Origin of the sequence: Arthrobacter sp. MPF02, assembly GCF_046605375.1 — a bacterium.
Lineage (GTDB): Bacteria > Actinomycetota > Actinomycetes > Actinomycetales > Micrococcaceae > Arthrobacter.
On record NZ_CP176772.1, the window covers coordinates 2,846,119 to 2,871,041 of the forward strand.

General features: G+C 64.7%; 19 protein-coding genes and 3 pseudogenes. 11 read left to right on the forward strand and 11 right to left on the reverse strand.

Going from position 1 to position 24,923, the window contains the following annotated elements; genetic code table 11:
* Positions 1-576 precede the first annotated feature (576 nt).
* Positions 577-936, forward strand: a pseudogene (locus tag ACLH0K_RS13430) (LysR substrate-binding domain-containing protein); the annotation flags it as partial.
* Positions 937-1,751: 815 nt separating this feature from the next.
* Here ACLH0K_RS13430 and ACLH0K_RS13435 read toward each other — a convergent pair.
* Entirely contained in the window at positions 1,752-2,573 is an 822-nt protein-coding gene (locus tag ACLH0K_RS13435) for an SGNH/GDSL hydrolase family protein (RefSeq protein ID WP_411374060.1), read from the reverse strand.
* A 500-nt stretch (positions 2,574-3,073) separates the two neighbouring features.
* On the opposite strand from ACLH0K_RS13435, the gene ACLH0K_RS13440 reads away from it, so the two are divergent.
* Together ACLH0K_RS13440 and ACLH0K_RS13445 are read left to right on the forward strand one after the other, a co-directional pair.
* Complete coding sequence (locus ACLH0K_RS13440; protein ID WP_411374061.1) at positions 3,074-3,322, forward strand: hypothetical protein; 249 nt, start codon at positions 3,074-3,076, stop codon at positions 3,320-3,322.
* Between the two features lie 103 nt (positions 3,323-3,425).
* A complete protein-coding gene (locus tag ACLH0K_RS13445; RefSeq protein ID WP_411374062.1) occupies positions 3,426-3,701 on the forward strand; it encodes a hypothetical protein in 276 nt (91 codons plus the stop codon).
* A gap of 62 nt (positions 3,702-3,763) precedes the next feature.
* Here the strand turns inward: ACLH0K_RS13445 and ACLH0K_RS13450 are convergent, their stop codons facing one another.
* Entirely contained in the window at positions 3,764-4,579 is an 816-nt protein-coding gene (locus tag ACLH0K_RS13450; RefSeq protein ID WP_411374063.1) for an MBL fold metallo-hydrolase, read from the reverse strand.
* A 191-nt stretch (positions 4,580-4,770) separates the two neighbouring features.
* Between ACLH0K_RS13450 and ACLH0K_RS13455 the strand changes: the two genes are divergently transcribed.
* Together ACLH0K_RS13455 and ACLH0K_RS13460 are read left to right on the forward strand one after the other, a co-directional pair.
* Complete coding sequence (locus ACLH0K_RS13455) at positions 4,771-5,154, forward strand: hypothetical protein (protein ID WP_411374065.1); 384 nt, start codon at positions 4,771-4,773, stop codon at positions 5,152-5,154.
* Entirely contained in the window at positions 5,147-7,183 is a 2,037-nt protein-coding gene (locus ACLH0K_RS13460) for a matrixin family metalloprotease (RefSeq protein ID WP_411374066.1), read from the forward strand. The genes ACLH0K_RS13455 and ACLH0K_RS13460 overlap by 8 nt, the downstream gene beginning before the upstream one ends.
* A 688-nt stretch (positions 7,184-7,871) precedes the next feature.
* Here ACLH0K_RS13460 and ACLH0K_RS13465 read toward each other — a convergent pair.
* Positions 7,872-9,395 carry a SulP family inorganic anion transporter gene (locus ACLH0K_RS13465; RefSeq protein ID WP_411374067.1) on the reverse strand — a complete coding sequence of 508 codons (1,524 nt, stop codon included), beginning with the start codon at positions 9,393-9,395 and terminating at the stop codon, positions 7,872-7,874.
* Positions 9,396-9,575: 180 nt separating this feature from the next.
* Between ACLH0K_RS13465 and ACLH0K_RS13470 the strand changes: the two genes are divergently transcribed.
* Positions 9,576-9,947, forward strand: coding sequence for a MerR family transcriptional regulator (locus tag ACLH0K_RS13470; protein WP_411374068.1), 372 nt, complete (start codon positions 9,576-9,578; stop codon positions 9,945-9,947).
* Positions 9,948-9,984: 37 nt separating this feature from the next.
* Here ACLH0K_RS13470 and ACLH0K_RS13475 read toward each other — a convergent pair whose 3' ends face one another.
* From ACLH0K_RS13475 to ACLH0K_RS13490, 4 genes and pseudogenes are all read right to left on the reverse strand, one after another.
* Positions 9,985-10,281, reverse strand: coding sequence for a DUF3040 domain-containing protein (locus ACLH0K_RS13475; protein WP_411374069.1), 297 nt, complete (start codon positions 10,279-10,281; stop codon positions 9,985-9,987).
* Between the two features lie 234 nt (positions 10,282-10,515).
* On the reverse strand, positions 10,516-11,346 hold the full coding sequence (locus ACLH0K_RS13480) for an alpha/beta fold hydrolase (protein ID WP_411374070.1): 831 nt from the start codon (positions 11,344-11,346) through the stop codon (positions 10,516-10,518).
* 138 nt (positions 11,347-11,484) lie between these two features.
* A complete protein-coding gene (locus ACLH0K_RS13485; protein WP_411374071.1) occupies positions 11,485-14,541 on the reverse strand; it encodes an Ig-like domain-containing protein in 3,057 nt (1,018 codons plus the stop codon).
* A 944-nt stretch (positions 14,542-15,485) separates the two neighbouring features.
* A pseudogene (locus ACLH0K_RS13490) lies at positions 15,486-15,734 on the reverse strand (TerC family protein); the annotation flags it as partial.
* Positions 15,735-15,760: 26 nt separating this feature from the next.
* Between ACLH0K_RS13490 and ACLH0K_RS13495 the strand changes: the two are divergent.
* Both ACLH0K_RS13495 and ACLH0K_RS13500 read left to right on the forward strand, forming a co-directional pair.
* Entirely contained in the window at positions 15,761-16,033 is a 273-nt protein-coding gene (locus ACLH0K_RS13495; protein ID WP_411374072.1) for a hypothetical protein, read from the forward strand.
* Between the two features lie 279 nt (positions 16,034-16,312).
* Positions 16,313-16,789: a hypothetical protein gene (locus tag ACLH0K_RS13500; RefSeq protein WP_411374073.1), complete on the forward strand. Its 477-nt coding sequence runs from the start codon at positions 16,313-16,315 to the stop codon at positions 16,787-16,789.
* A 21-nt stretch (positions 16,790-16,810) separates the two neighbouring features.
* On the opposite strand, the gene ACLH0K_RS13505 is transcribed toward ACLH0K_RS13500, so the two are convergent.
* From ACLH0K_RS13505 to ACLH0K_RS13515, 3 genes are read right to left on the reverse strand one after another with little or no spacing between them, the layout of a single operon-like run.
* A complete protein-coding gene (locus ACLH0K_RS13505; RefSeq protein WP_411374074.1) occupies positions 16,811-18,271 on the reverse strand; it encodes a dihydrolipoamide acetyltransferase family protein in 1,461 nt (486 codons plus the stop codon).
* A 4-nt stretch (positions 18,272-18,275) separates the two neighbouring features.
* Positions 18,276-19,388, reverse strand: a complete 1,113-nt coding sequence (locus tag ACLH0K_RS13510) for an alpha-ketoacid dehydrogenase subunit beta (protein ID WP_411374075.1) — start codon at positions 19,386-19,388, stop codon at positions 18,276-18,278.
* Complete coding sequence (locus ACLH0K_RS13515; RefSeq protein WP_411374076.1) at positions 19,385-20,629, reverse strand: thiamine pyrophosphate-dependent dehydrogenase E1 component subunit alpha; 1,245 nt, start codon at positions 20,627-20,629, stop codon at positions 19,385-19,387. Before ACLH0K_RS13515 ends, ACLH0K_RS13510 begins: the two co-directional genes overlap by 4 nt.
* A 930-nt stretch (positions 20,630-21,559) precedes the next feature.
* On the opposite strand from ACLH0K_RS13515, the gene ACLH0K_RS13520 reads away from it, so the two are divergent.
* Positions 21,560-22,801 (forward strand): S1C family serine protease, encoded by a 1,242-nt coding sequence (locus ACLH0K_RS13520; protein WP_411374077.1) that lies wholly within the window; start codon positions 21,560-21,562, stop codon positions 22,799-22,801.
* An 81-nt stretch (positions 22,802-22,882) separates the two neighbouring features.
* On the opposite strand, the pseudogene ACLH0K_RS13525 reads toward ACLH0K_RS13520, so the two are convergent.
* Positions 22,883-23,488: pseudogene (locus ACLH0K_RS13525) on the reverse strand (thiamine pyrophosphate-dependent enzyme); the annotation flags it as partial.
* 160 nt (positions 23,489-23,648) lie between these two features.
* On the opposite strand from ACLH0K_RS13525, the gene ACLH0K_RS13530 reads away from it, so the two are divergent.
* Positions 23,649-24,113 (forward strand): Lrp/AsnC family transcriptional regulator, encoded by a 465-nt coding sequence (locus tag ACLH0K_RS13530; RefSeq protein WP_411374078.1) that lies wholly within the window; start codon positions 23,649-23,651, stop codon positions 24,111-24,113.
* Between the two features lie 307 nt (positions 24,114-24,420).
* Positions 24,421-24,798 (forward strand): Hpt domain-containing protein, encoded by a 378-nt coding sequence (locus tag ACLH0K_RS13535; RefSeq protein WP_411374079.1) that lies wholly within the window; start codon positions 24,421-24,423, stop codon positions 24,796-24,798.
* The last annotated feature ends 125 nt before the right edge of the window (positions 24,799-24,923 follow it).

Consider the following 24,923-nt stretch of genomic DNA (forward strand, 5'->3'; position numbering starts at 1 on the left):
GCAGGCGTTGCACCGTCCTACGAATTGATGAGGGCAATCGGTGTCCCACCCGTCGTCGAAGGGGATTGTCACGGGCATTGGACATCCCGGGTTACGGGCGCGGCAGGTTTGGAAGCGGAACCATTTATGGGGACGACGTCAATTGGGTGATGCGGCCTGGCAACACGCCGGATACCTGCTAGGGGTCTGCGGCGTTGTTGCCCAAGCCCGGAAACTCGTGCCATGGTCCGAATCTAGGTACCTTCCCGCGCAGTCGCCCGAGTAATGTCTACTTGATTTAGTAAGTGCAACTACGCACTCCGATCTGGACTCGCGCAGGGTTTTTGTCTCCAGTCTTCGGTTCGCCGGCGCCGAACGGGCGCCTCCACGAGGCGGCATGATGTGACAGCCAGCGCCACAGTAAGGAGAGCCATAAGCGCAACCCGGACCGGAGCCGTTGGTACCAGTGGCAGCAGCAGGAGGTACGCCGGCATGTGCCACAGGTACGTAGGCATGTGCCAGAGGTACATGCCGTAGGAGAGCTGCCGCCCGGGCCAGGCGAGCCAGGGATGGCTAAGGAACCGTCGCCGCAAGCAGGTAGACATGGCGGACCTGGACAACGAGGAATGGATCGTCCGGGAGGAGGAACACCCAGTGGTTGAGGTGCTGCACCGCAGCGCGCAGACGGCAGGGTTTGCGCCCCGGATCTCCTTTCACGCGAACGATTACCAGGAGGCCCAGGCGATGGTCAGCGTCGGCCTCGGCATCGCCCTGGCGCCGAGGACGGCAGTGGTGAACAAGCACCCCGGCGTCAGCATCGTCTCCCTGGGCTCCAGCGCCTCGTCCCGCCGCGTGCTGCTGGCCCACCGGCATGACAGGGTCCGTGCCGCAGCAGAAATAGCGTTCCAGGTTACCTTCCTGGAAGTCGCCAAGGAAAACAGGGCCGACTTCCGGTAGCCCCCGGCAGCCCGCCCGTCCGCCGTGGCCCGCTCACCCTCCATTCAGGTGGGCAGGTGGACGGTCGCGGAACTCACACTTTACAGAAGCCGAAATCCCTCAGTGACGCATGGCGGAATCGATACCCTTGTTAGCGTGAAATTGGGGGCAGCAGAGGCAATCATCCTCGCATCGGCGGATACGGTGTGGGACGTGCTAACGGATGCCGCAACTATCCCGTTTGGGGTTCCGGGCTCGACGATATCGAAGGGGCCATCCGGGACCGGGGCACCATCCGGGTCAGGATCCGCAACCGTGGCAAGGCGTTCAGGCGGCTTCGGGTCCGCATAAAATCCCGGGACAGAATGACTTGGACCTGGCGCATGCCGTTTGGCCTGCTCACCTTCGTGCGCACCTTCACGCTCAACGACCACACCGGCTTCACCCGCATGTCGGTTCAAGACACAGTCTGCGGCCCGCTCCACCCGCTTGTCCGCAAACGCCTCCGCGGGACCTACCCCATCACAGCCTTCGTTGATGAAGTGAAGTTCCGCAGTGAACCTCAAAGGCGGAGTGTTTCCCGACGGGAACACACGGGGCATCTAAGCGGCTGTCGAGAGCATGGGCGTCAGACAACTCCCGCTGAGGTCAGAGTACGACGGCGGCGAGGGGGGCCGCCGTCGTAGGCCTCCCTTACCCAGGATTCGGCGCAGTCCGTTGCCGCCGGGCCACGGTTGCTGCAACGGACGCGACTCCGGCGAGCACCGCAGCTGTGGCCCAGCCGGTGCCCTGCAGAACCAGATCCTCGCGCCGGGACGGCAACAGCAAAGACCCGGCTATCCCACCAGGACGGCCCAGGACTCCAGGAACTTTTCCGCGATGTGGGCGTGGCCGGCGGCGTTGGGATGGGCGCCGTCGGCGTCGAATTCCGGGCTGTTCCCGGCTGTGAACCAGCCGCCCTCGATGGCGTCGATGAAGGGGGCGTTGGCTGCTTCGGCACCGGCACGGACCGCACTGTTCACCGTCCGAAGGTCCTCCGCCAGCGGCTGCGGCGCGCACGGTCCCAGCACCACAACCTGGATGCCTGGCCAGAACCGGCGGGCCGCCTCAATGGTCTGGGTCGTGGCAGTTCGGACCTCGTCGGCATCCTGGATTTGGGCATCGTTCTGGCCGCCCTGCAGGATGAGGAGGTTGGGGACGAATGCGGGGTCGGCGGCGATCTGCCGCAGCCGGGTCTCGTACTCGCCGTCCAGCTCGTCCTGGGCCCCGCCGCCCCACGCAAACCCGGTGCCGCCCGCGCCTTCAATAGTGGCGGGATAGCGCAACTGCCGGGCCACCAGGTTCGCCCACCCCTGGTCCGGCCGACCCGCGCCGTCACCTGCGGTATAGGAATCGCCGAGAATCAGGAGCACCGGTTCGGCGGGCAGCTCAATCGCCGGCTGCTGGACGGGCGCAGAGGCAGTGGCGGTGGCAGTTGCCGTAACTGAGGAAGTCGCGGTCGGAGTGGCAGTAGCCGCAGGCGTCACGGCGGGGATCGAAGCAACAGGGGCGGACTCCCCCGAGCCGCGCGGATTCATCAGCGCCAGTGCGGCCACGCCGAAGGCGGCCACCGCCAGCACAAACAGCGCTGCGTACTTGATCCAGTCCCGCTTGGTCATGCTGCCCCCGTTTTCCGTAGCCCGGCATATCATACCGGCCCGCCCGGCGGGGGCCTTTGGCTGCGGCACCTAAGGCGAGATGTGCGACGGCGACGCGCGGCCGACGTCGTACGCTATGCCTGGCCCGCCGCCGCTTTGCAGACGCGCTGCACATGCCAGCAGGAGATCATCTGTTCATCTGGGCTGCCGCCAAGGCCGCCAGGTCCTGGATGACACGCTGGACCTCGTGTTCACGGCGCGCGGACTGCGGAGATTGTTGTGCCGGGAGGGGTTTGGCCACAGGCTTTTCGGGTGGCGTCGGAACTGGGGTCTTGTACCTCAAGGGAGCCCCGCTGCGTCCCTCCAGGGACGTAAATCCGTTAATCACAATCATTGCATCCCCCTTGGCGTTGGCATTTCGGGGCAGGACCCCTGATACATTCCCGTTGGGGCAACTCTAGGGAGCCAGAGGGCATGGGAGGAAGCGATTTTGTCCACCCGCGGGACTTATTGTTCCAATCTTGAGTGAACCGATAATCCGCGGGGGCCAACCGCAAGTTCCCCAAGGAGGACGTCCGGCAGGGCGTATCGAGGCCGCCTCGACGGACAGCATCCATCTCTTCGTGCGCGGCCGCGCCCTCCACACCCTCATCGACCACGTGACGGACTCCGCAGGCCCGGTGCTTGCGACAGTCAGCAAGTTGCTCGGGATTTCAACGAACCGGAACGCCGATGTGATCGCCACGGTTGCCGGCCGCTGGTGCCGGTGAAGCTCCGGCCGGGCGTTAGGCAACCGTGACCTCAGGATCGTTCCTTCACGGCACAACAGCCGCTACTGTCAGCAGCACCATCCGGCACAACGGGGGAGGCACGATGAGCATCGATATCGGGATTGGCAAGAGCCTCAGCAATGGGGACGCAACGCTTTTCGCAGCAAAGACCGAAGCAATGACAGCGACGCAGCGTGTACAGGAAGGGCACCCCGCCTACAGCTGGGTGTGGACGGACGAGATCCGCTGCCGGGGATGCGACGCCAGGCTCGAAATCCCGGTGCTCGCCAGCACCAGGGCAAGTGCGGACAAGGCTTTTCGGGCACATCAGGCAGCAGAACTGGACGCGTTGCTGGCCGCCGGCGGCAAAGCCGCCTGAATCACACTACAAAAGAGTGGGTGCTCCACTGCCATCCATAAAGTCCTGCTTGTCGAAACCGGTTAACCCTCCCGGCGGGTCTCCTGCAGCCGCTTGATGAACCAGCGCGACTGCTCCGGGCCGTACGGCAGGACCGGAATGGCCTTCGTGGCATCGTGCGGGGTGTCGCGGATGGACTGGCGGGCCTGGCGGACAGCGGTGGTCATGGTGTTCGCCATGGTCTTGACGAACTGGTCGCTGCAGGGCTTCCCGTGTCCGGGAATCAGGTACTCGTAGCGGTGGCGCAGCGCCGAGATGTGCCGCAGCGCGTCCGCCCACTCCTCGGGGTATGAGTCCTCGAAGGACGGGTGCGCGCCCTGCTCCACCAGGTCACCCACAAACAGGGTGGTGGGCGTCCCCACCAGCAGGTCGCCGTCGGTGTGGCCGCGGCCCAGGTAGAACAGCGTGGCGGTCAGCCCGCCCAGGTCAACCAGGACCGGCTGGTCCTTGACGATGGCGTTCGGAACGACCAGTTCGACGTTCCCGCCTTCGCCGGCGGACATCTCCGGCTCGAGGGTTCCCACCAAGCGGCGCTGCAGGTCGCCGCGTTCCTCAATCTCGGCGGCGCAGTTCTGGTGCGCCCAGAATTCGGTGGCGCCGGCCGCCGCGAACACGGCGTTGCCGAAGAAGTGGTCGTAGTGGGCGTGGGTGTTGACGACGACGAGCGGCAGTTGGGTCTTCTCCCGTACCGCCGCCAGGATCTCCCGCCCCTGCCGGGGACCGCAGCCGGTGTCGATCACCATGGCCCGCTCGGATCCGACGATCAGTCCGGTGTTCAGCAACGACCCTTCGGTCACCAGCACGTAGTTGTTCGCGCCGACTTCGACCCATTCCGACATTGTTTCTCCGTACCTCCGGCTCAGCAGTGTGCGTGCTTCAGGCGTCGATTGTACCCATCGGGTTTGTGCGGATCCTGAGGCCACGCCCGCATGGTGGGGAACGGTCACGGGGTCCACAACCCCCGTAACGGTGCAGTAACGCCCGTCTGGTCAACTCGTTTCGGTGGTCCCTCGCAGAGAAGGACGGTGTTATGGGGAAGCCGTGGAGTTCCTTCCGCATCGCGGGCCTGGCACTTGACGTCCCGGACCAGCTCGCACCTTCACCAGAGCGCGGCATCGAGGGCGGCACCGCCGTCCTCGAAGGTGCCGGCATGCGCCTGACCGTCGATGCCAGCCCGTTCGCCGACCCCCTCACCGGCTATGCAGACAAGCCCGGCTACGAGCATTGGCGGGAGCCCCTGGGCGGCGGCACCGCGGACTTCGTCCTGTTTGAGGAGGAAGGCGTCCGCACCGTTGCCGTGAAGATCCCAGGGCGCGCCACCGCCGTCGTCCATCAACCCGCCACCGCACAGCAGGACACCGCCCTGCAGATCCTGCGCAGCATCCGAACAGATCAAGGAGAGTCCAATGACTGAAGAGCAGTACAGTTCCGCGCCTTACCTCGCCGCAGTGGCAAACACCCGCCAGGGCGATCGGAGCACCGGCTTCAGCAAGGTCCAGAGCTACCTCGAACGGTTTGGCTACCTGGGCCCGGCAACCGGCCCGGAACTCGGCCTCCTGGACGACCCCACGGCGGGAGCCCTTCGGAGCTTCCAGGAGTTCTTCCACCTGCCGGTCACAGGAGAGTTCGACGACGCCACGCGCGAAGCCATGATGCGGCCCCGCTGCGGGCTCCCGGACATGAAGAACGGCGAACTCGCCTTCTCCACCACGTGCGCCTGGGCGGACAGGTCGCTGACGTATGCCTTCGACACCGGGACCGGCGACGTGGCAGGCAACGCCGAATTCGATGCCGTCCGGCGTGCCATCCAGACCTGGCAGAACGTGGGCGGCCTGACATTCACGGAGGTTGCCCTCAGCGCCAGCCCGGACATCCGGATCGGCTGGCGGCCCGCGGCGGACCCGGACCACTCGATGGTTGGCGGCGTCCTGGCCCATGCCGACTTTCCGCCGGGCTGCAGCGTAGTCACCAACACCCTGCCCAAGCCGGTCCACTTCGACGACAGCGAACATGTCTGGAGCGTGGGCGCCGTGGCCAGCGCCTTCGACATCGAAACGGTGGCGCTGCACGAATTCGGCCACATCGTGGGGCTCGCACACTCCAGCGTCGCCAACGCCGTGATGGCACCCACCGTGTCCGCCAACTTCACCAAACGTGCCCTCACGCAGGACGACATCGACGGATTCCGGGGACTCTACCCGCGGGCGCCGGAGCCGTGGTCCGGCTGGAGCTCCCTGGGCGGCGTGATCACCTCGGACACCACCGTGGGCCGGAACAAGGACGGCCGGCTGGAGGCCTTCGCCCGGGGCACCGACGGCGCCGTGTGGCACCGGTGGCAGACGGCACCGAGCAGCGGATGGGCCGGCTGGCACTCCCTGGGCGGGATCATCACCACGGAAATTGCGGCGGGCAGCAACGCGGACGGCCGGCTGGAAATCTTCGCCCGTGGCACGGACAACGCCTTGTGGCACAAGTGGCAGACCCCGTCGATCAGCAGCTGGTTGGGCTGGAGCTCGTTGGGCGGCATCATCACGGGTCCCCCGGCGGTAGGCCGCAACGCGGACGGCCGGCTGGAGGTTTTCGCCCGGGGCTCCGACGGCGCGGTGTGGCACCGGTGGCAGACCCCGGCCAGCGGCGGCTGGTCCGGCTGGCACTCCCTGGGCGGTGTGATCACGTCCGAGATCGCCGTGGGCCGGAACGCCGACGGGCGGCTGGAACTCTTTGTCCGCGGCACCGACAACGCCCTCTGGCACAAGTGGCAGGCCCCGGGCGGCTGGTCCAACTGGGTCTCGCTGGGCGGCATCCTCACGTCCAACATCACCATTGCCAGCAACGCCGACGGCCGCCTTGAGGCCTTTGTCCGCGGCACGGACAACGCGCTGTGGCACATGTGGCAGACGGCTCCGAACAGCGGCTGGTCCGGCTGGCACTCCCTTGGCGGCATCCTCACCTCGGACATCGCGGTGGGCAAGAACGCGAGCGGCCGTCTGGAGGCGTTCGTCCGCGGCACGGACAACGCGCTGTGGCACATGTGGCAGACGGCGCCCAACAGCGGCTGGTCCGGCTGGCACTCCCTGGGCGGCATCCTCACCTCCAACATCACGGTTGCCAGCAATGCCGACGGCCGCCTGGAGACCTTCGTCCGCGGCACCGACAACGCCCTCTGGCACAGGTGGCAGAACCGGCCGTTCCTGACGGAGGATGCAACGGGTGCTTCCGGCGCTGCGGCGATGACCGGGGCGGCAGACGCGGAAATGGCCACGGATGGAGCCGCTCCCCCGCCGGAAGAGATGCCGGCCGGCGCCATGGGCGCAGGCGCGGTTACCAACGGCCAGCAGCGCCCGGCAACCCCGGACATGCCTGCCGGGGCAATGGCCGGCACGGCGGCAGAACCGCCGGCGGAGCTGATGCCGGCGAACGGCATGCAATCCATCGGCGGCTGAACCTACCGGTGGTTCAACGCGTACGACGACGGCGGCACGCGCCGCCGTCGTACGCCTCACCTGAGGAGAGACACAAAAAGCAATTGTTGAGGATTTCCGGCCGGTTGGGGCCCTGGCCTTTGCCGTCACCGGACTCTTGGCCGGCTGCCAGCTTCCATCCAACTGCTACAGGCTATGCCTTTGGCTATGCTGCGGCCTTGGTTCGCGAAGCGGTGAGGGCCGCAGCGAGGTCCTGACGCCTATTGAGCCAGCGGTCAACTAGCTTCCCTGTCATCGGCTGGGTGCTCAGCGCAATGCACATCGGCAATCATCGCGTGCCCCGCGTCATCCTTGATGTAGTGCGTGAAGTGATTGGTTGTCCTGCCGCAAGTGCTACAGAAGGTTTTATGCTGCTTGGTCCACATGGTGGGTCCTGACTTTGCTGTTGAGGAGGATGTTGGCCACAAGGTTGGCGAGTACGCGGGCAGTGGGAGGGATTGCAAACCTCCGCTGGGACGGGCGCACTGGCTCATAAGTCGTCTTTGGCCTCCAGAGCTCATGCCGCACGTCCTGCGGTGGTAGGACAATAGCCCTCTTGCTCCGGCTTTGTAAGGAATCCGAAGCGATTAGGGGGATAAGAATAGGGGTTAGGGGCTCGGCCGGAGAGCGCTCGACGGCGGCCCGCGCCGCCGTCGTACGCGCGCCTTCGCTAGTGTCCGGCCCGGAGTTTCCCTCCGAGGCGTTCGCGCATGGCGGTGCTGGCGTCGTTGAGGCCGATGATTTTTACGTCTTTGCCATGGTGGTGGTACTTCTCGGTGATGGCGTCCAGGGCTGCGATGGTGGAGGCATCCCACAGATGGGAAGCGTGCATATCGATGACTACGTGGTCAGGGTCCAGGGCGTATTCGAACTGGGTGTAGAGGTCGTTGGAGGAGGCGAAGAACAGTTCACCGTTCACCACGTAGGTGGCGGTCTCGTGGCCCTCTACGGTGGTGACTGTCCGTTCGACGGTGACGAGGTGGGCCACCCGCCGGGCGAACAGGACCATGGCCACGAGGACGCCGACGCCGACGCCGATGGCCAGGTTGTGGGTTGCGACGGTGACGATGACGGTGGCCACCATGACGGTGGTTTCACTCTTGGGCATCATTTTCAGGGTGCGGGGATGGATGCTGTGCCAGTCGAACGTTGCCCAGGAAACGAAGATCATCACCGCCACCAGGGCGGCCATCGGGATCACCGAGACCACGCCGCCGAGGGCAACAACCAGGATCAGCAGGAAGACGCCGGCCAGGAAGGTGGAGATCCGGGTGCGGGCGCCGGAGGCCTTGACGTTGATCATGGTCTGGCCGATCATGGCACAGCCGCCCATGCCGCCGGTGAACCCGGTCACGATGTTCGCCACGCCCTGGCCCCATGCCTCGCGGGTCTTGTGGGAGCGGGTGTCGGTGACGTCGTCAACGAGCTTGGCGGACATCAGGGATTCGAGGAGCCCAACGAACGCCATGGCCAGGGCGAACGGGAAAATGACCTGCAAGGTGTCCAGCGTAAAGGGCACGTTCGGGATAAAGAGTGACGGCAGCGCGTCAGGCAGTTCGCCCTTGTCCCCCACGGTTGGCACAGTGATAGCGGCCAGGACGGTGATCACGGTCAGGACCACGATCGCGACCAGTGGCGCGGGTACCGCCTTGGTGAGCTTGGGCAGGCCGAACACGATCACCAGGCTCAGCGCCACGAGCGGGTAGACCAGCCACGGCACACCCAGCAGTTCCGGGACCTGCGACATGAAGATCAGGATGGCCAAGGCGTTGACGAAGCCGACCATCACAGAGCGCGGGATGAAGCGCATCAGCTTTGCGACCCCGGCCAGGCCCAGGATGATCTGGAAGATGCCGGCGAGGATGACGGCGGCGATGAAGTAGTCCACACCGTGGGACTTCACAAGCGGGGCAATCACCAAAGCGATGGCCCCAGTTGCCGCGGAGATCATGGCGGGGCGGCCGCCGACGAAGGCGATGGTCACCGCCATCGTGAAGGAGGCGAACAGTCCGAGCCGCGGGTCGACGCCGGCGATGATCGAGAAAGCGATCGCTTCGGGGATCAGCGCCAGGGCGACGACGAGGCCGGCGAGGACTTCGGTTTTCAGCCGGCGCGGGGACTTAAGGGTTTCCCGGACTGACTGCAGCTGTTCAGGTGTGTGGGACGTGGCGTCGCCCGCGGTTTCAACGGCCATCGCTGGCTCCGTTCATGGTCAGGAAGACACGGCGGTGCCTTCGTCTTTCGAAGAAGAATGAAGGGGCGCGGCGCTGCGCCGGAAGGAGGGGAACTACGCTTGGAGATCTCACGACTCAACCACAACCCTACCCTAACGTGATGGTAGAGTTTGCACCCGGACAAGGAACGGAGGTCCCTGATGACGGCCAAGACCGGCAGCACGACCATGCACATCGGTGAACTGGCAGAACGGACGGGCCTGTCCCTGCGGACCATCCGCCACTACGACGAGGTAGGCCTGCTCCCCGCCAGGGCGAGGACCGACGGCGGGTTCCGCGTCTATTCGGAAGAAGACTTCGAACGGCTCATGGTCATCAAGCAGATAAAGCCCCTGGGCTTCTCCTTGGAGGAGATGGCGGACATTCTCGCCATCCTCAGGGAGGGACAGGCGTCAGGGCATGGGCCGGGAAAGCTTTCCCAGTACCTTGAGAAGGCGATGGAACAACGGGCCAAGATGGCCCGCAACCTTGCGCAGGCGGACGAGTTCATCAAGCGCATCAGCGCCCTTTAGGTGCCGCCGGAACCGATGCCGGCGCGCGGTCGTGAGGCTATGGGCTTTCCTTGTGACCGCCTTGGGGGCCATAGCCTCTGAGCAACCAGTTCGCGGCGGCGACCATCAGCAGGAATCCGACGGCGCCGACGATGATAAGTTCCGCGGCAATCCCCACGATGACGAGCGTGAAGGCGCCGATCAGTGCCAAGGCTCCCCAAACCGTCGCGGCTGCCTCCCTGCGGTTCGTCCGGGGTGCACCGGACTGCAACGTCCGGTAAAGATCCGGATCGCTGGACGCCAGCTCCTGTTCGAGCTTCTCAAGGCGCCTGCGCTCTTCATCTGACAATGCCATGACGACACCTCGAAAACTTGTCACCGGGTCATTGGGGCCGGCGGGGAGAAGCTCAGCGCGGCCATGCCCAATTCCCTGTGACTACCATCCAGACAGCGTAGCCAAGGGCATTCGCAGGTTGGTCACGCAAGCATTACTTTTGAGCTTCAACTTGAAGGACACGCGGAATCCGTTTCCTTCTGGCTGCCGCACCGCCGGCGAAAGCCCGGGGATGGCGCACGCCCCTACCAGCGGCTAAAGAGGGCCGGACAAGTGCTGGAGCATTGCAGCAGCGATCTCCTGGGCCGAGTCCTCCATGGGGATGTGCTTGCCGGCCACTTCAACCAGGTCACTGGACGGTAGCTCCGCAACATAGCGGCGGGCGAAGGTGACTTTCTGGAAGTCATCGTCCCTGCCCCAGATCAGCCTTGTGGGAACAGCTGCGGATTTCAGCGCCGGCAGCAGGTCAAGTGTGTAGCGCGGGTCTGCGGCAGCGGCCATGGCCATCCATGATCGGGCACGGGCCGGGCTCCGCCACGGGGTGACATAATCATTGATTTCCTCGTCAGTAAGGGGTCGCTCCACGGTGAGCTGCATTGTTTTGGTCCGCGCAGCCAGGAGATCCTCTGTACTCGTAGCTTCTCGGAGAGCCGGATCACGGAACCGCTCCACAGCCGGCACCGGCCAGGAATCGAACATCACGGCATTGACCAGCACAAGCTTTGTGACCCTGCCGGAATAGGCCGCCAGATGCTGGGCCACTCCCCCGCCGATGTCATGGGCAGCCACCGCGAAGGTGTCCAGGCCAAGTGCGTCCGCTGCCGCTTCCACCACCTTTGCCAGCGCCGGGACGGACGCTTCCTCAACCTCCAGTTCCCCTTCACTGCAACCGAAGCCGGGAAAATCCAGCGCCAGGCACCTCAGCTCGCCCGCCAGCAACGGCAGGACCGGCTGCCATACGCGGCTCCAGAACGTTCCGTGGAGGAGCAGCAACGGCGGCGCATCCGGGCTCCCTGCTTCAAGGTAGGACAGGCGGGTTCCGTTCACTTCCACCGTTTTCCGCTCTGCTTGGGAACTCACGCTCATGGATTGCTCCTTAATCAAGTTGTACTTCAGGTTCGTGGCTTACGTACCCACGGCGACCCCAAAGTACAAAAGCAGCACCGGACCATATTCCAGTTGGATATGACCCGGCGCTGCCGTCCTCGTCGTGCCTGGCCTAGCCTAGCTCAGGGTGAGGATGAGTTTCGGTGCGTAAGCGCCGCCGCTGGCCTCCTTGGAGTTCAGGTCCAGGCCGTCGCTGCTGTTGGCGTCCAGACCGAGGGAAAGGTACTGGCCGAGGTCACCGACGAGGCTGCTGGCGGTCAGCGTGATGGTGTAGTTGGTATTGGTCGTGGTCGGGCCGAAGGTGCCGATATTTGACCCGAGCGTTGGGCGCAGGTTGTAGGTGATCCCCGTTTCGGTCCAGCTGTCGTCCGCTACCAGCTTGACGTTCTGGGTACCCTTTGACCCGCTGCCCGCGCTGCGCAGCTGCAACGTCGCGCTCTCGATCGTCCTGCCCGCATAGGCTGACAGATCGAACTTCAGGTAGGTGACCTCGAGCGGGCTATTGTCCACACCCAGGATGGTGCTCGTACCATTGTTCGTTGTTGCAGCCCCGCTCGAGACATAAGCGTCGGCAACGGCCGTAAGCGTCACGGTTTCGGCCGTGCCACCACCACTGGCCGTGGCGGTGGTGAAGGTCCAGACCTTGTCCGCCGCCATTGGGTTCCCGGCCAGGTCCTTCACCCCGCCGGTGCCGCCCTTGAGCGTCGCCGTATACGTCGTGCCCGCCGCCAGATCAGCACCCGGATTCAACGTCGCCACCTTGTTAGTGCTGTCATACGTCACAGCCGCCGATACCGCCGTCGTCCCCGTGGCCAGGGTGAACGAGCTCGACGAGACCGAAGCCGCATCGATCGCCTCGGAGAGCGTTCCTGTCACGTTCGTGCCCACCGCCACATCGGTTGCCTTATCAGCCGGAGACGTCGCCGTCACCGTCGGTGCAGTCGTATCCGTGGTCCCGCCACCACCGGTGCTGTCACCGGCCAGGACGAGGACGAGCTTGGGTGGGTAGGCGCCGCTGCTGGCCTCTTTGGAGTTCAGGTCCAGGCCGTCGCTGCTGTTGGCGTCCAGACCGAGGGAAAGGTGCTGGCCGAGTTCAGCGGCGAGTCCGCTGGCGGTCAGCGTGATGTTGTAGTTGGTGTTGGTCGTGGTCGGGCCAAACGTGCCCAGCCCGGTACCCAAGGCCGGCCGTGAGTTGTAGGTGACTCCCGTTTCGGTCCAGCTGTCGTCAGCAACGAGTTTGACGTTCTGGGTACCAATTGACCCGCTTCCGGCACTGCGCAGCTGCAACGTCGCGCTCTCAATCGTCCTGCCCGCATACGCTGACAGATCGAACTTCAGGTACGTGACCTCCGTCGGGCTGCTGTCCACACCCAGGACCGTGCTCGCACCATAGTTCGACGTAGCAGCCCCGCTCGAAACATAAGCATCGGCAGTGGCCGTAAGCGTCACAGTCTCCGACGTACCACCCCCGCTGGCCGCGGCGGTGGTGAAGGTCCAGACCTTGTCCGCCGCCACTGGGTTTCCGGCCAGGTCCTTCACCCCGCCGGTGCCGCCCTTGATCGTTGCCGTGTACGTCGTGCCCGCCGCCAGATCAGCACCCGGATTCAACGTCGCCACCTTGTTAGTGCTGTCATACGTCACAGCCGCTGACACCGTCGTCGTCCCGCTGGCCAGAGTGAAGGTACTGGAAGTGATCGTGGCCGCGTCCATCGCCTCCGAGAAGGTTCCCGTCACGTTCGTGCCCACCACCACATCGGTAGCCTTATCAGCCGGAGACGTTGCGGTCACCGTCGGAGCAGTCGTATCCGTAGTCCCGGCCGAGGCCGTGGTGAAGGTCCAGGCCTTGTTCGCGGCCAGTGTGTTGCCGGCCAGGTCTTTCACTCCGCCGGTGCCGCCCTTGATCGTTGCCGTATACGTTGTGCCCGCCGCCAGGTCAGCGCCCGGGTTCAACGTCGCTACCTTGTTTGTACCGTCGTACGATATGGCCGCTGACACAGGTGTCGTCGTTGTCCCCGCCGTCAACGTGAACGTGCTCGACGTAATGGTGGCCGCGTCCATCGCCTCCGAGAACGTTCCTGTCACGTTAGTGCCCACCGCCACACCGGTTGCCTTATCAGCCGGAGACGTTGCCGTCACCGTCGGAGCGGTCGTATCCGTGGTCCCGCCACCGCCTTCGTAGTGGTGCCAGTACCGGCTGGTGGCGTTCACATCAGCGAGCAGCAGCACGCCACTGTTCGATGTGCCCCACGCCGGGCTGTTGAGGTTCTGCTTGGTGGAGGTGACGTTATGGACGTACTGGTCAGCGTCAACAATCACTGGTGTTTTCGCCGAGCTGAAGCTGATACTGCCCAGCGACGTGGACTTCTCATAGATCGCCCCGCCTGAGGTGGTGCACACCCCGGCGTTTGTTGTGCCGCTCGGCTTCGGATACGTCGCGAACGTCCGCAGCTTCTGCGCGGCCTCGTCAATCATGACGATGACACGGTTCGGGCACTCGGCCACCGTCGCGATGGTGTGTGCCGTCCACGCCGAGGTCGACGCGTCCAATGCCAGCAACTGGATCAGCGGCTGGGACGAGGAGGTGTACGAGGTCTTGATCGCGGCGAAGACCTTGTCCGAGGAAGCATCCAGCCACTTCAGGTTCATGTGGTCATCACCGCTGCGCTGGCCCTTCACCGCCGCCACCGGCGTGCTCCAGGTAGTGTTCGACGCCCCATCGTTGTGGACGCTCCAGTACATCCCGTCCGTACTGTCACCAACCTGACGGCTCCACATCACACCGATCTTGTTCCCGCCGAACGCGATGACAGCAGAGTTGTCATCCACCGACACATTGCTCAACGATGCAGGATGCGCGAACGGCGTGCCCCAGGTCTTGCCGTCGGTGCCGGTGACGTTCAGGTAGATGCGGTTCCCCTGCTGCCACGTGGCCCACACCCGGCCGGTGGAGTCCTTGTCAATGGACAACGCCTCCACACGGTAATTGTTGATCTGCGACGAACCCAGGCTCGCATACGTCTTCGTGCTCGAGTTATAGCTGTACCGGCGCAACGTCGTCGGATAGTTCACCTCGGCCGGCAAACCATCATTGACGAACCGGTAGCTGGCCACATACAAGGTGCTGCCATCCCAGAGGACATCATGATGCGTACTTGCCCGAGGGTCCGTGGTCACCCCCGTACTGGCCCACGTGCTCGTCGACGGATTAAACCGGAAAATCTCAAAATCCGAACTGGCCGTATCCCAGAGATTCCCCCACCAAATCCCGTCATGGAACCACAGCGCATTCGTCTGCCGCTTCGTCCCCGTCGGAGTGCCCGTGCCCGAATGGGAAGGACCCTCGACCCCAACATCACCCGTAGCGGCTGACGCCGTGGCCGGCACCACCAAGGCAGCCACTGCAACCACCAGTGCTGTGAACAGGGAACCCAGGGTCAACTTCCCCGGTCGATGCAGACGAATCCCTGCAGGGGGATCACCCCGCCCTGCACCAGCCCCGGAATCTTTGCGGCCTCTGCCGCCGTTGCCAACGAAAAAGGGGGAATCGTACCGCATTGGTGCTCCCTGCAATAGAACATGAACCCTCAAGTTCGTCCAGTGTCAGGTGCTAAAAAATCAAAAGCAATCCCTAATCCCGGCTACGTAACCCCCTGAATTTCAGGTCCCTGTAACCCCTAGTGCAGACAAATTTCTCTCCTTGATAACTTCCAGGGGTGTGCTCCCTAAATCACCGCTTCTAAAGCACACCACCTGTTACAAGAGGTTTAAACCCCGCGGTTAGGCCTGTTCAAAGCCCGAACGCCAAATGCCGCGTTGACACCTTTGTTGTTTGCGGGTTCCGGTGGAGGGCCCAGCTTGGACTGTGGGGACAGTACGCCAGGGTAGCCGGCACGTCCATCACCTCGGCGTGGCGCTCCTCGAGAGGAGAAGTACGACGGCGGCGCGAGGCCGCCGTCGTATGCCCTGCCTTTCGCACTCGGCTGGTTCTAACATCGGAACTAGGGGAGGCAAGAGCCGGGCGACCCGGCACCCCGCTTTCGACGTTTATGTTCTCCGTGCACCAGTTCGCGGGCGCTCTTCTTCGAGTCACCGCGGGTCTTCAGCAGGCTGGCGAGGGTGGCTACCCGTGAGGTAACCGCGGCAAAATACTCGCCGCCGAACGTCCATCCGGACACCGTACCGATCCCCACGCCGAACAGCAGTGCAAGTCCTATGTAGAACGCCGACCAACGCGCCGATTCTGCGATGGGAGATTCGAAGGCTTTACGCACGTGCGCGAAGAACTCGTAGACGAAAAACAGGATTGTCACAGCACGTCCCGCGTCAAAGGGAGCGGGGGTACAGTTGTGCTGGCGGCGGGTCCCCACCGTCCACTTCCTAGGAGCTCCGGGGTATGAGCGTGAATGAGTACGAGGCAGCACTGATTCTCAGGTCCGGAGCGGAATTGCTGCGTGCTGCGTCCTCTGACCCCCGTTCCGATGAGGGCTATGAGGAAGTAAAGGCCAACGTTGCGGAGGCTTTGGAAAGCATCGCGGAAGCGCTTTCGAACTTTGAAGCCGGGCTGGGAGTACCCAGCCGATCTACCGGCTGGGCCCAGGACCTCCATCGTGTGGCGGACGACCTACGCGAAGGCCGGGCCCAAAACGGTGGCAGTGGCGTGCAGTAGCCCCTGGAGACAGGTTATCCACGTCCTAAATCTGGCGCCGCCGCAGTCCATCATCGCCGCTGGCTGCTTAACGGTCCTGACAGGGAACTGCGAACTCGTCGTTAATCAGCGCCTGAGGATAGCAATTTCCGGGCCGCTGCTTGACCGGTTGACCGCCATGCTCATGACCATCATGGACCCACGGGGGCGCAATAGCCAGCCAGGCTTCTTACTATCCGGTTAGCGCCTGGAGTTGCCCGGGAGGCGGGATCCATCTGCGCGAAGGTGCATAGTTAGATGATGACGACCATTGACTCCCGGAGTTATTACACACGTGGTGACTCCTTCAGTGTTGGAGCTTCACGTGAACACATTGAGCGTGCACTGGTGGGTTCCGGCGCGACGGAGGTCCGATTCAGTCAACGCGGGCACCTCAACGCCATCGCCTTCAGGGCTGATGGGAGGCAATTCCGGATTGTCCTCTCGTTGCCACAGCCACGGGTGAGCACGGCGGCCGGGGATGAACTCGAACAGGTCTCCGGGCGTGCAGCTACAGTAAAGACCCAGGAACTGAATGCCCGCCGTTTCTGGCACGCTTTCGCCCTGGCAACAGACGCCAAGCTGGCAGCGGCGGCAGCCGGTGTTGCTACGCTCGAATCGGAGTTTCTCGCCCATGTCGTTCTCCCCGGCAACCGAACGGTAATCGACGAACTCGAACCCGTCATAGCCTCCGCCTACCGGTCCGGCCAGCGCCCCACATTAACTGCCGCTCCTTAGTAGCGCCCGCGGAGTGACGGGCTAGAGGTCGGCCAGGAGGGTGGTGGGGTTTTCGATCGCGTCGGCTACGAAGCGGAGGAAGCCGGCTGCTGTTCCTCCGTCGCAAACCCGGTGGTCGAAGGTCAGGGTCAGTTCCGTGACCTTGCGGACCGCCAGTTCGCCGTTGACCACCCAGGGCTTGTCGATGATCCGGCCGACGCCGAGGATCGCCACCTCCGGGTGGTTGATGATCGCTGCCGAGCCGTCCACGCCGAACACCCCATAGTTGTTCAGGGTGAACGTGCCGCTGCCCAGTTCGGTGGGGGTCGCCTTGCCTTGGCGTGCGACGTCGGCAAGCCGGCGGATCTCCGCGTCCAGTTCGCGAGCGCTGAGCTTTTCCGCGGACCGGACGGAGGGCACCACAAGGCCGCGGTCGGTCTGGGCGGCGATGCCGAGGTTGATGCCGTCAAACCCGATGATTTCCTGTGACCCGTCCTCCGTAGCCTCGATCCGCGTGTTCAGCTCCGGGTACTTTTTTAGCCCGGCTGTGACAAAACGGGCGATGAACGCGAGCAGCCCTGGGACGTCAGTGCCGTTGGCCTTCATGCCTTCACGGAGTTCCACGAGGGCTGTGGCGTCGACGTCCACCCACACCGTTGCCTCGGGGATCTCGGAGCGGCTGCGGGACATGTTCGCCGCAACGGCTTTACGTACGCCCCGGACCGGGGTGCGGGAGGAGATGGAGAGGCCGGTGCGGGCGTCCTTGGTGGTTGAGCCTGTCGAAACCTCAGGCTCTACCACCGGGCGCGAAACTGCAGGTTCAACCAGCGATTCGGCCGGATGGATTGCTGCCTCCACGTCGCGGCGCATGATCAGGCCGCTCTCCCCCGAGCCATGCAGTTCGCCGAGGTCGACGCCGTGTTCCTTTGCCATCCTCCGGACCAGCGGGGAGATCACCGCGCCGAGCTTGCCTGGCACGCGGGTGCGGAGGAGGGCAAGTTCGTCCTCCTTGGCAGTTTCGGAGGAGATAGTTTCAACGGGCTCGGCCACCGCTACGGAGGATTTGCGGGCGCGGGTCCGACGGGCAACACCATGGCCACCAGGGGTTCCATACCCGATCAGGACGTTCCCGGAGCCGGCCTTCTCTTCTTCCCGGTAGGACTGGGCCACGTGGGTTTCCGCCGGCTCATCTGCAGGCTCACCCAACTCCGTCTCGGCAGGCTCAACCACCGGCTCGGCCGGCTCGGGCGTTTCGGAACTCACAGGCGTCACCGAGATCAGCGGCTTCCCCACGTCGATCGTCTCGCCCGGCTGCCCGTGCAGCTCCGCCACAACCCCTGCATAAGGAGAGGGCACCTCAACAGCAGACTTGGCCGTCTCCACCTCCGCGATCGGCTGGTCCACGGAAATAGTGTCACCAACCGAAACGTGCCACGTCACCAGCTCCGCCTCGGTCAGCCCCTCCCCCAGGTCCGGCAACAAAAACACACGCGTCTCGCTCATAGAATCAGTCCTCCCACTGAAGGTCGTCCACGGCGTCCAGGATGCGGTCCACGCCGGGCAGGTAGTACTTTTCAAGCTTGGGCGCCGGGTACGGCACGTCGAACCCGGTCACGCGGCGGATGGGCGCGGCCAGGTAGTGGAAGCAGCGCTCCTGCACCCGGGCAACGATCTCGGAGGACACGGACGCAAACCCGTGCGCCTCGGCGATCACCACCGCCCGCCCGGTCTTCCGGACGGAGTCACACACGGTCGCATCGTCAAAGGGAACAAGGGTCCGCACGTCAACAACCTCCAGCGAGCGCCCCTCCAAGGCAGCCGCCTCGGCGGCAGCCAAAGCGGTGGGCACAGAGGGACCGTACGCAATCAGCGTTGCGTCAGTGCCGGGACGCGCGACGGCGGCACGCCCCTCGGTGCCAAGTCCCGCCGTCGTGCCTTCCTCATAGGAGGCGCGCAGGGAGGCAAGGTCGATAACGTCCTTGGACCAGTACAGCTTCTTGGGCTCCATGAAGATGACGGGGTCGTCGGAGTCGATGGCCTCGCGGAGCATCCGGTACCCGTCGGCCACGGTGGCGGGGGTGTAGACCTTCAGGCCGGCAGTGTGGGCGTAGTAGGACTCGGAGGAGTCGCAGTGGTGCTCCACTCCCCCGATGCCGCCGCCGTACGGGACCCGGATCACCAGCGGCAGCCTGACCATGCCGCGGGTCCGGTTGTGCATTTTGGCCACGTGGCTGATGATCTGCTCGAACGCCGGGTAGGCGAACGCGTCGAACTGCATCTCGATCACCGGGCGCATCCCGTTGATCGCCATCCCCACGGCCATGCCCACGATTCCGGATTCGGCCAGGGGCGTGTCGAAGCAGCGTTGCTCGCCGAAGGTGGCGGTGAGCCCGTCGGTGATGCGGAAGACCCCGCCCAGGGTGCCCACGTCCTCGCCGAACACCAGGACGGAGGAGTCGGCGGTCATCGCGTCCACCAGGGCGGTGTTCAGCGCCTTGGCCAGGGTGACCGGCTGCGGGCCGGACGCCTCGGCGGTGGCGGCGGCGGACGCGGCGGCCCGGGCGGTGGCGGCGGAGACGTTGCCGTTGGCCTCGGACGAGGTGGTGATGGTGGGGCTCACTTGCCGGCCTCCTTCGGGTCAGAAGCGGCTGCTGCGTCGCGGGCGAGTTCGTCGGCGAGCATGGCGGACTGTTCCTTCAGCTGCGGGGTCTGCTTCTCGAAGACGTGGCGGAAGAGGTCCTGCGGGTCCACGGGCACGTCCTCGCCCAGGCCCTCCCGCAGGGTGCGCGCCACGGCTTCGGCGTGGGCAGCAATCCGCTCCTCCCCCGCAGTATCGAGCAGCCCGCGGCCGGTGAGGTAGGTGCGCATCCGGGTGACCGGGTCCTTGGCCCGCCACTCGGCAACCTCGGCGCTTTCCCGGTAGCGCGTGTCGTCGTCGGCGTTGGTGTGGGCCTGCATGCGGTAGGTGTGCGCCTCCACCAGCAGCGGACCGGAGCCTTCCCGGGCCAGCTTCACGCCGCGGTCCAGGACGGCGAGGAGGGCGACGACGTCGTTCCCGTCCACGCGTTCGCCCGCCATGCCGTAGCCCACGGCCTTGTGCGCGAGCGACGGCGCCACGGACTGGTGTGCCAGCGGCACCGAGATGGCGTACTTGTTGTTCTGGACGAAGAAGATGACGGGCAGGTGGAAGACGGCGGCGAAGTTGAGGGCCTCGTGGAAGTCGCCTTCGCTGGTGGCGCCGTCGCCGCACATGGCCAGCACCACGGTGTCCTTGCCGCGGAGCTTGGCGGCGTGGGCGACGCCGACGGCGTGCAGCAGCTGGGTGGTCAGCGGGGTGCACTGGATGCCCACCTTGTGCTTGAGGGGGTCGTAGCCGCCGTGCCAGTCGCCGCGGAAGATGGTCATCGCCTGCACGGGGTCCACGCCGCGGGCCATGACGGCGACGGCGTCGCGGTAGGTGGGGAACATCCAGTCACCCTCGGACAGGCACAGGGCGGCGGCCACCTGGCAGGCTTCCTGGCCGTGGCTGGAGGGGTAGACGGCCATGCGGCCCTGCCGGACGAGTGCCGAGTTCTGGTCGTTGACGCGGCGCCCGACGACGAGCTGCTCGTACGCTGCCAGCAGTTCCTCATCGCCGGGCAGGGGGTATTCGTGGCCGGGTTCGGTGCCCTGCTCGCTGTCGGGGTTCAGGGTGCCGTCCGGGGCGACCATCTGGATCTGGTGCCGGGCCGGGAGCATGTAGTCCTCAATCGTGATGCCGAACTTCTTCACCGCCTCGGTGAGGGCGTTTTCGGGTGGTTCCTGGTGCCCCTGGTCCGGCGCTGTGGTGCCGGGCGCGGTGTGGTTCGCGGAGATCGTCATTGGTCCGTCCTTCTTTGGCCACTATTCCTTCCCAGTATTGACCCGGGGTTGGTTTCGTATCCAGCATCTGCGGAAATCGTGGAGAAGTTGTTTCAAGGTGCCTTCGATGAAAGACGGTTTGCAAATGTGAGCTGCGTTACGGGCAGGGTGTGTGGACGAAATGGCAGCAAAGGGCGGGAACTGCGCGACCAGCTGGGTGCCATCCCCGAGGTGCACCACATCGCCCTGGCTAGCCCTCCGCGCCGCACAGTTCACGTGCGGGATCTTCTTGCTGGCGGGCTAATCCAGCTGTGTGACACGGTGAGAAAGGGCGCTGAGGCGGTCCTTGAACCGGCTGACCGGATGCCGTAGCCTCGGCCACATGAGAGCCGGCAGGAACACCGTACCCAAAGCAGATCGACCAGCCACACCGTGGGGCAAGTCGGCTCTTCTTCCAATCGGCGCCCTCCTTGTGGTCATATCGCTGATCTTGGTTGTTTCAGGTAACACGATAGGGGTGGTGTTCCTTGCATCGGGAATAACCTTCATCGTTTCTTCTGGTGCTGCCCGCTCCAAAGGACCCTAAGTTCTCCCCGGACGAAGCTTGCATCATCTGTCAACGAAGGACCCGCACACGCGCTGCGCGGGTCCTTTCCTGCTGATTGCTATGTTGGCCGCCGTGTGACGGTCAAGAGGGTGCCGACGCGGTTTTTGAGGTTCTCCAGGACTTCAAACTGCCGGTGCTCAGCGAAGCTCATCGCGGCTCGGTTCTGGGCAGGAAAGCGGCCGACATTCGCGGTGTAGCAGGTTCGCGGCGTCCTGCTCGAAGGTACTGAAGCGGTCCATGCGCCCCCGCACCGTCGTGTCGCGCTTGTAGCGCCCTTGTCCGGTGGCTAGCGTGAACGTACTGCACCGGCAGCTGGGGCTGGGGCGCTCTCGAAAGGATGCCCCATGAAGTCAACCGCCCTGACGCCAAACGCCCGCTTCGTCCCCTCCCTCGCGGCCCTCCTGCTGGCAACGGCATGCACATCTCCCGGAGCAGCTTCCGACGGCGGCGCTTCAGTCACACCGAGGCCTGCGCCATCGTCGTCATCGCCGCAGTCGGCGGCAGCAACGCCCTTGCCTTCAGGCACGCCCGGGCCCAAAGACTGGGCGGAAACGTTCCAGTTGGTCAACTCGGGAGTGGCCCATTTGGCCGTGGTCCTTTGCGACGGCGGGGGTACCGGCACCGGCTTCCTGGTGGGGGAAGACCTGATCATGACGGCGGCGCACGTGGCCAAAAACGAGACGGCCATCAACGTATCCGTCAACGGCCAGTACACCACAGCCCGGGTGATGGGCATCAATGATTCGCAGGACCTTGCCCTGCTGAAAACGGCGGCGCCGGTCGAGGGCCACCAGTTTAGGTTCGCGACGACGACACCAGCCCAGGGTGTTGAAGTCGCAGCCATCGGTTTCCCCCTCGACTCGGGCATGACCTTCACGGCCGGTAGGGTCAGTGCCCTGAACCAGGAAGTCGATACGGAATCAGGCACGCATCGCGGATTGATCCAGACGGACACTGCTTTGAACCCCGGCAACAGTGGAGGCCCGCTGTTGCTGATGGACGGATCAGTGGCAGGAGTGGTGAGTGCCAAACGGGCGTGGGTTCTGGGCACCGGGGGCACGAATGACTACGGGGCCGAGGGCACGGGCTACGCCGCGTCAGGGGTGACAGCCGCAGCCCAGGCTACCGACTGGGGAAAACGGACCACTCCCCTGCCATCGGCCAGTTGCAGGGACCACGCGGAAACCTCGAGCAGTGACATCATCACCACCAACAATGCAGATCACGAGCATGCTTCCGGCGCCATCCAGAGCCTGCTTCGCCACGGCCAGGCAATCAACCGTGCCGCCTATGAGGCGGCGTTTGCCGTCTTTACTCCTGCCATGCAGGCGGACATGAAGGGGTTGTCGGTTTGGAGCTCGGGCCTGTCCACATCCTTCTGGCGCGCCCTGACCGTCAATTCCATCAGCGGTACAGACGCCGAGCTGACGGTGGACGTTATCCTGCGGACGGAGCAGGCGGCACAGGACGGGCAAGACGGGCAGACCTGCTCGGACTGGGGTCTTCGGTACACCTTGGCTTGGGACGGGGATGTCTGGCGGATAGCGGCAGCAGAGTCACCCGCTGGACCGCCGAAGCCCTGCTGACCCACGACCATGAGTCTCCCGTCCCGGTGGACGATCCGGTTCGGTGCAATGTCCTGCGGTTGATGGCGGTCACGGGCTTTCAAGCACCACGGTGTCCTCGCCGCGGAGCTTGGCGGCGTGGGCGACGCCGACGGCGTGCAGCAGCTGGGTGGTCAGCGGGGTGCACTGGATGCCCACCTTGTGCTTGAGGGGGTCGTAGCCGCCGTGCCAGTCGCCGCGGAAGATGGTCATCGCCTGCACGGGGTCCACGCCGCGGGCCATGACGGCGACGGCGTCGCGGTAGGTGGGGAACATCCAGTCACCCTCGGACAGGCACAGGGCGGCGGCCACCTGGCAGGCTTCCTGGCCGTGGCTGGAGGGGTAGACGGCCATGCGGCCCTGCCGGACGAGTGCCGAGTTCTGGTCGTTGACGCGGCGCCCGACGACGAGCTGCTCGTACGCTGCCAGCAGTTCCTCATCGCCGGGCAGGGGGTATTCGTGGCCGGGTTCGGTGCCCTGCTCGCTGTCGGGGTTCAGGGTGCCGTCCGGGGCGACCATCTGGATCTGGTGCCGGGCCGGGAGCATGTAGTCCTCAATCGTGATGCCGAACTTCTTCACCGCCTCGGTGAGGGCGTTTTCGGGTGGTTCCTGGTGCCCCTGGTCCGGCGCTGTGGTGCCGGGCGCGGTGTGGTTCGCGGAGATCGTCATTGGTCCGTCCTTCTTTGGCCACTATTCCTTCCCAGTATTGACCCGGGGTTGGTTTCGTATCCAGCATCTGCGGAAATCGTGGAGAAGTTGTTTCAAGGTGCCTAGACTGAAAGACGATTTGTAATCGTGAGCCGGGTTACGGGCAGGGGTTGTGGACAAAATGGCAGCAAAGGACGTCCGGACGGAACCGGCGCCGCTGGACGACATCGACCGCAGCATCATCGCCGAGCTCACCCGGGACGGCAGGATGTCCGTGACGCAGGTGGCGGAGAACGTGCACATTTCCCGGGCGCACGCCTACACCCGGATCGCCCGGCTCACCTCGGACGGGGTGTTGTCCCGGTTCACGGCGGTGGTGGATCCGATCAAGGCGGGGCTGAAGTCCTCCGCCTACGTGACGCTGAAGCTCAAGCAGGACGCCTGGCGGGAACTGCGCGATCTCCTCGCAGCCATCCCGGAGGTGCACCACATCGCCCTGGTGGGCGGCGACTTCGACGTGATCCTGCTGGTCCGCGCCGTCGACAACATCGACCTACGCCGGGTCATCTTCGACCAGCTGCAGCCCATGCCCGGAGTGCTGGACACGCAGACGTTCCTGGTGTTTGAGGACGTGGACACGCGGTAACACGACCGTTCCGGAACATGGCAAGGAGCAGGACGTCGCTTGTGCTGCATGCCTCGGGTAGCTCTGTCCTGAGGAACTCTTGATGCATTCTTTCTTCAGACTCCGGCTGGACTTGATACTGCTCCGGCAAAGTTGGACGGGTCAGAAGCGGCATGAATGACATCACGTCCGCGAAACCAACGGGACAGGATGAAAACCATGAGCCGTACGGTGCCCCAGCCCCTCACCACAGCCGCCGCCTGCTTAGCAAATCCTCCGGTCCACGCAGGCTCTTGCGTCCCCGGAAATTGTGGCTGAGGGCGGCGCCTTGCAACTCGCACCGATGCTTGCGTTGGCTGATGATCTGGGGTGTCCGGCTTCAGCGCTGAATTTCCTGGCCGATTACCTAATGATGCTTCCCGCCCGGATTGCCCGCATCGTTCGCCATCTTGATGAGCAGGACTATGAACGGGCACTCGATGCGCTGATCAGCCTGAAGGTAACCTCGGCCATGACCGGTGCCTTAGAGACTGAGGCCGGCTGCCGCGCCGTCGAGACCTTCCTCCGCAACAACCGGTGGGACGAGGCGCGGACGGCTGCCTCGGCGCTCCACCGTCTGGTAAACGCCGACATTGTGCGGGGCCCGCAGATGTTGACGGACGTCCGCGCGGAGCTGCGGCGCCAGCCGCCGATGCCGCCACGCTGATCCGCTACCGGAAAGCTCCAGGCGCAGCAGCAGCCTAACCGCCGGCCCTCGCACAGCGGGTCACATACGGGTGAGCGCTGCAGCCACCACCGCTGCCGTAAGGATCAGGAGAACACCCAGGACGG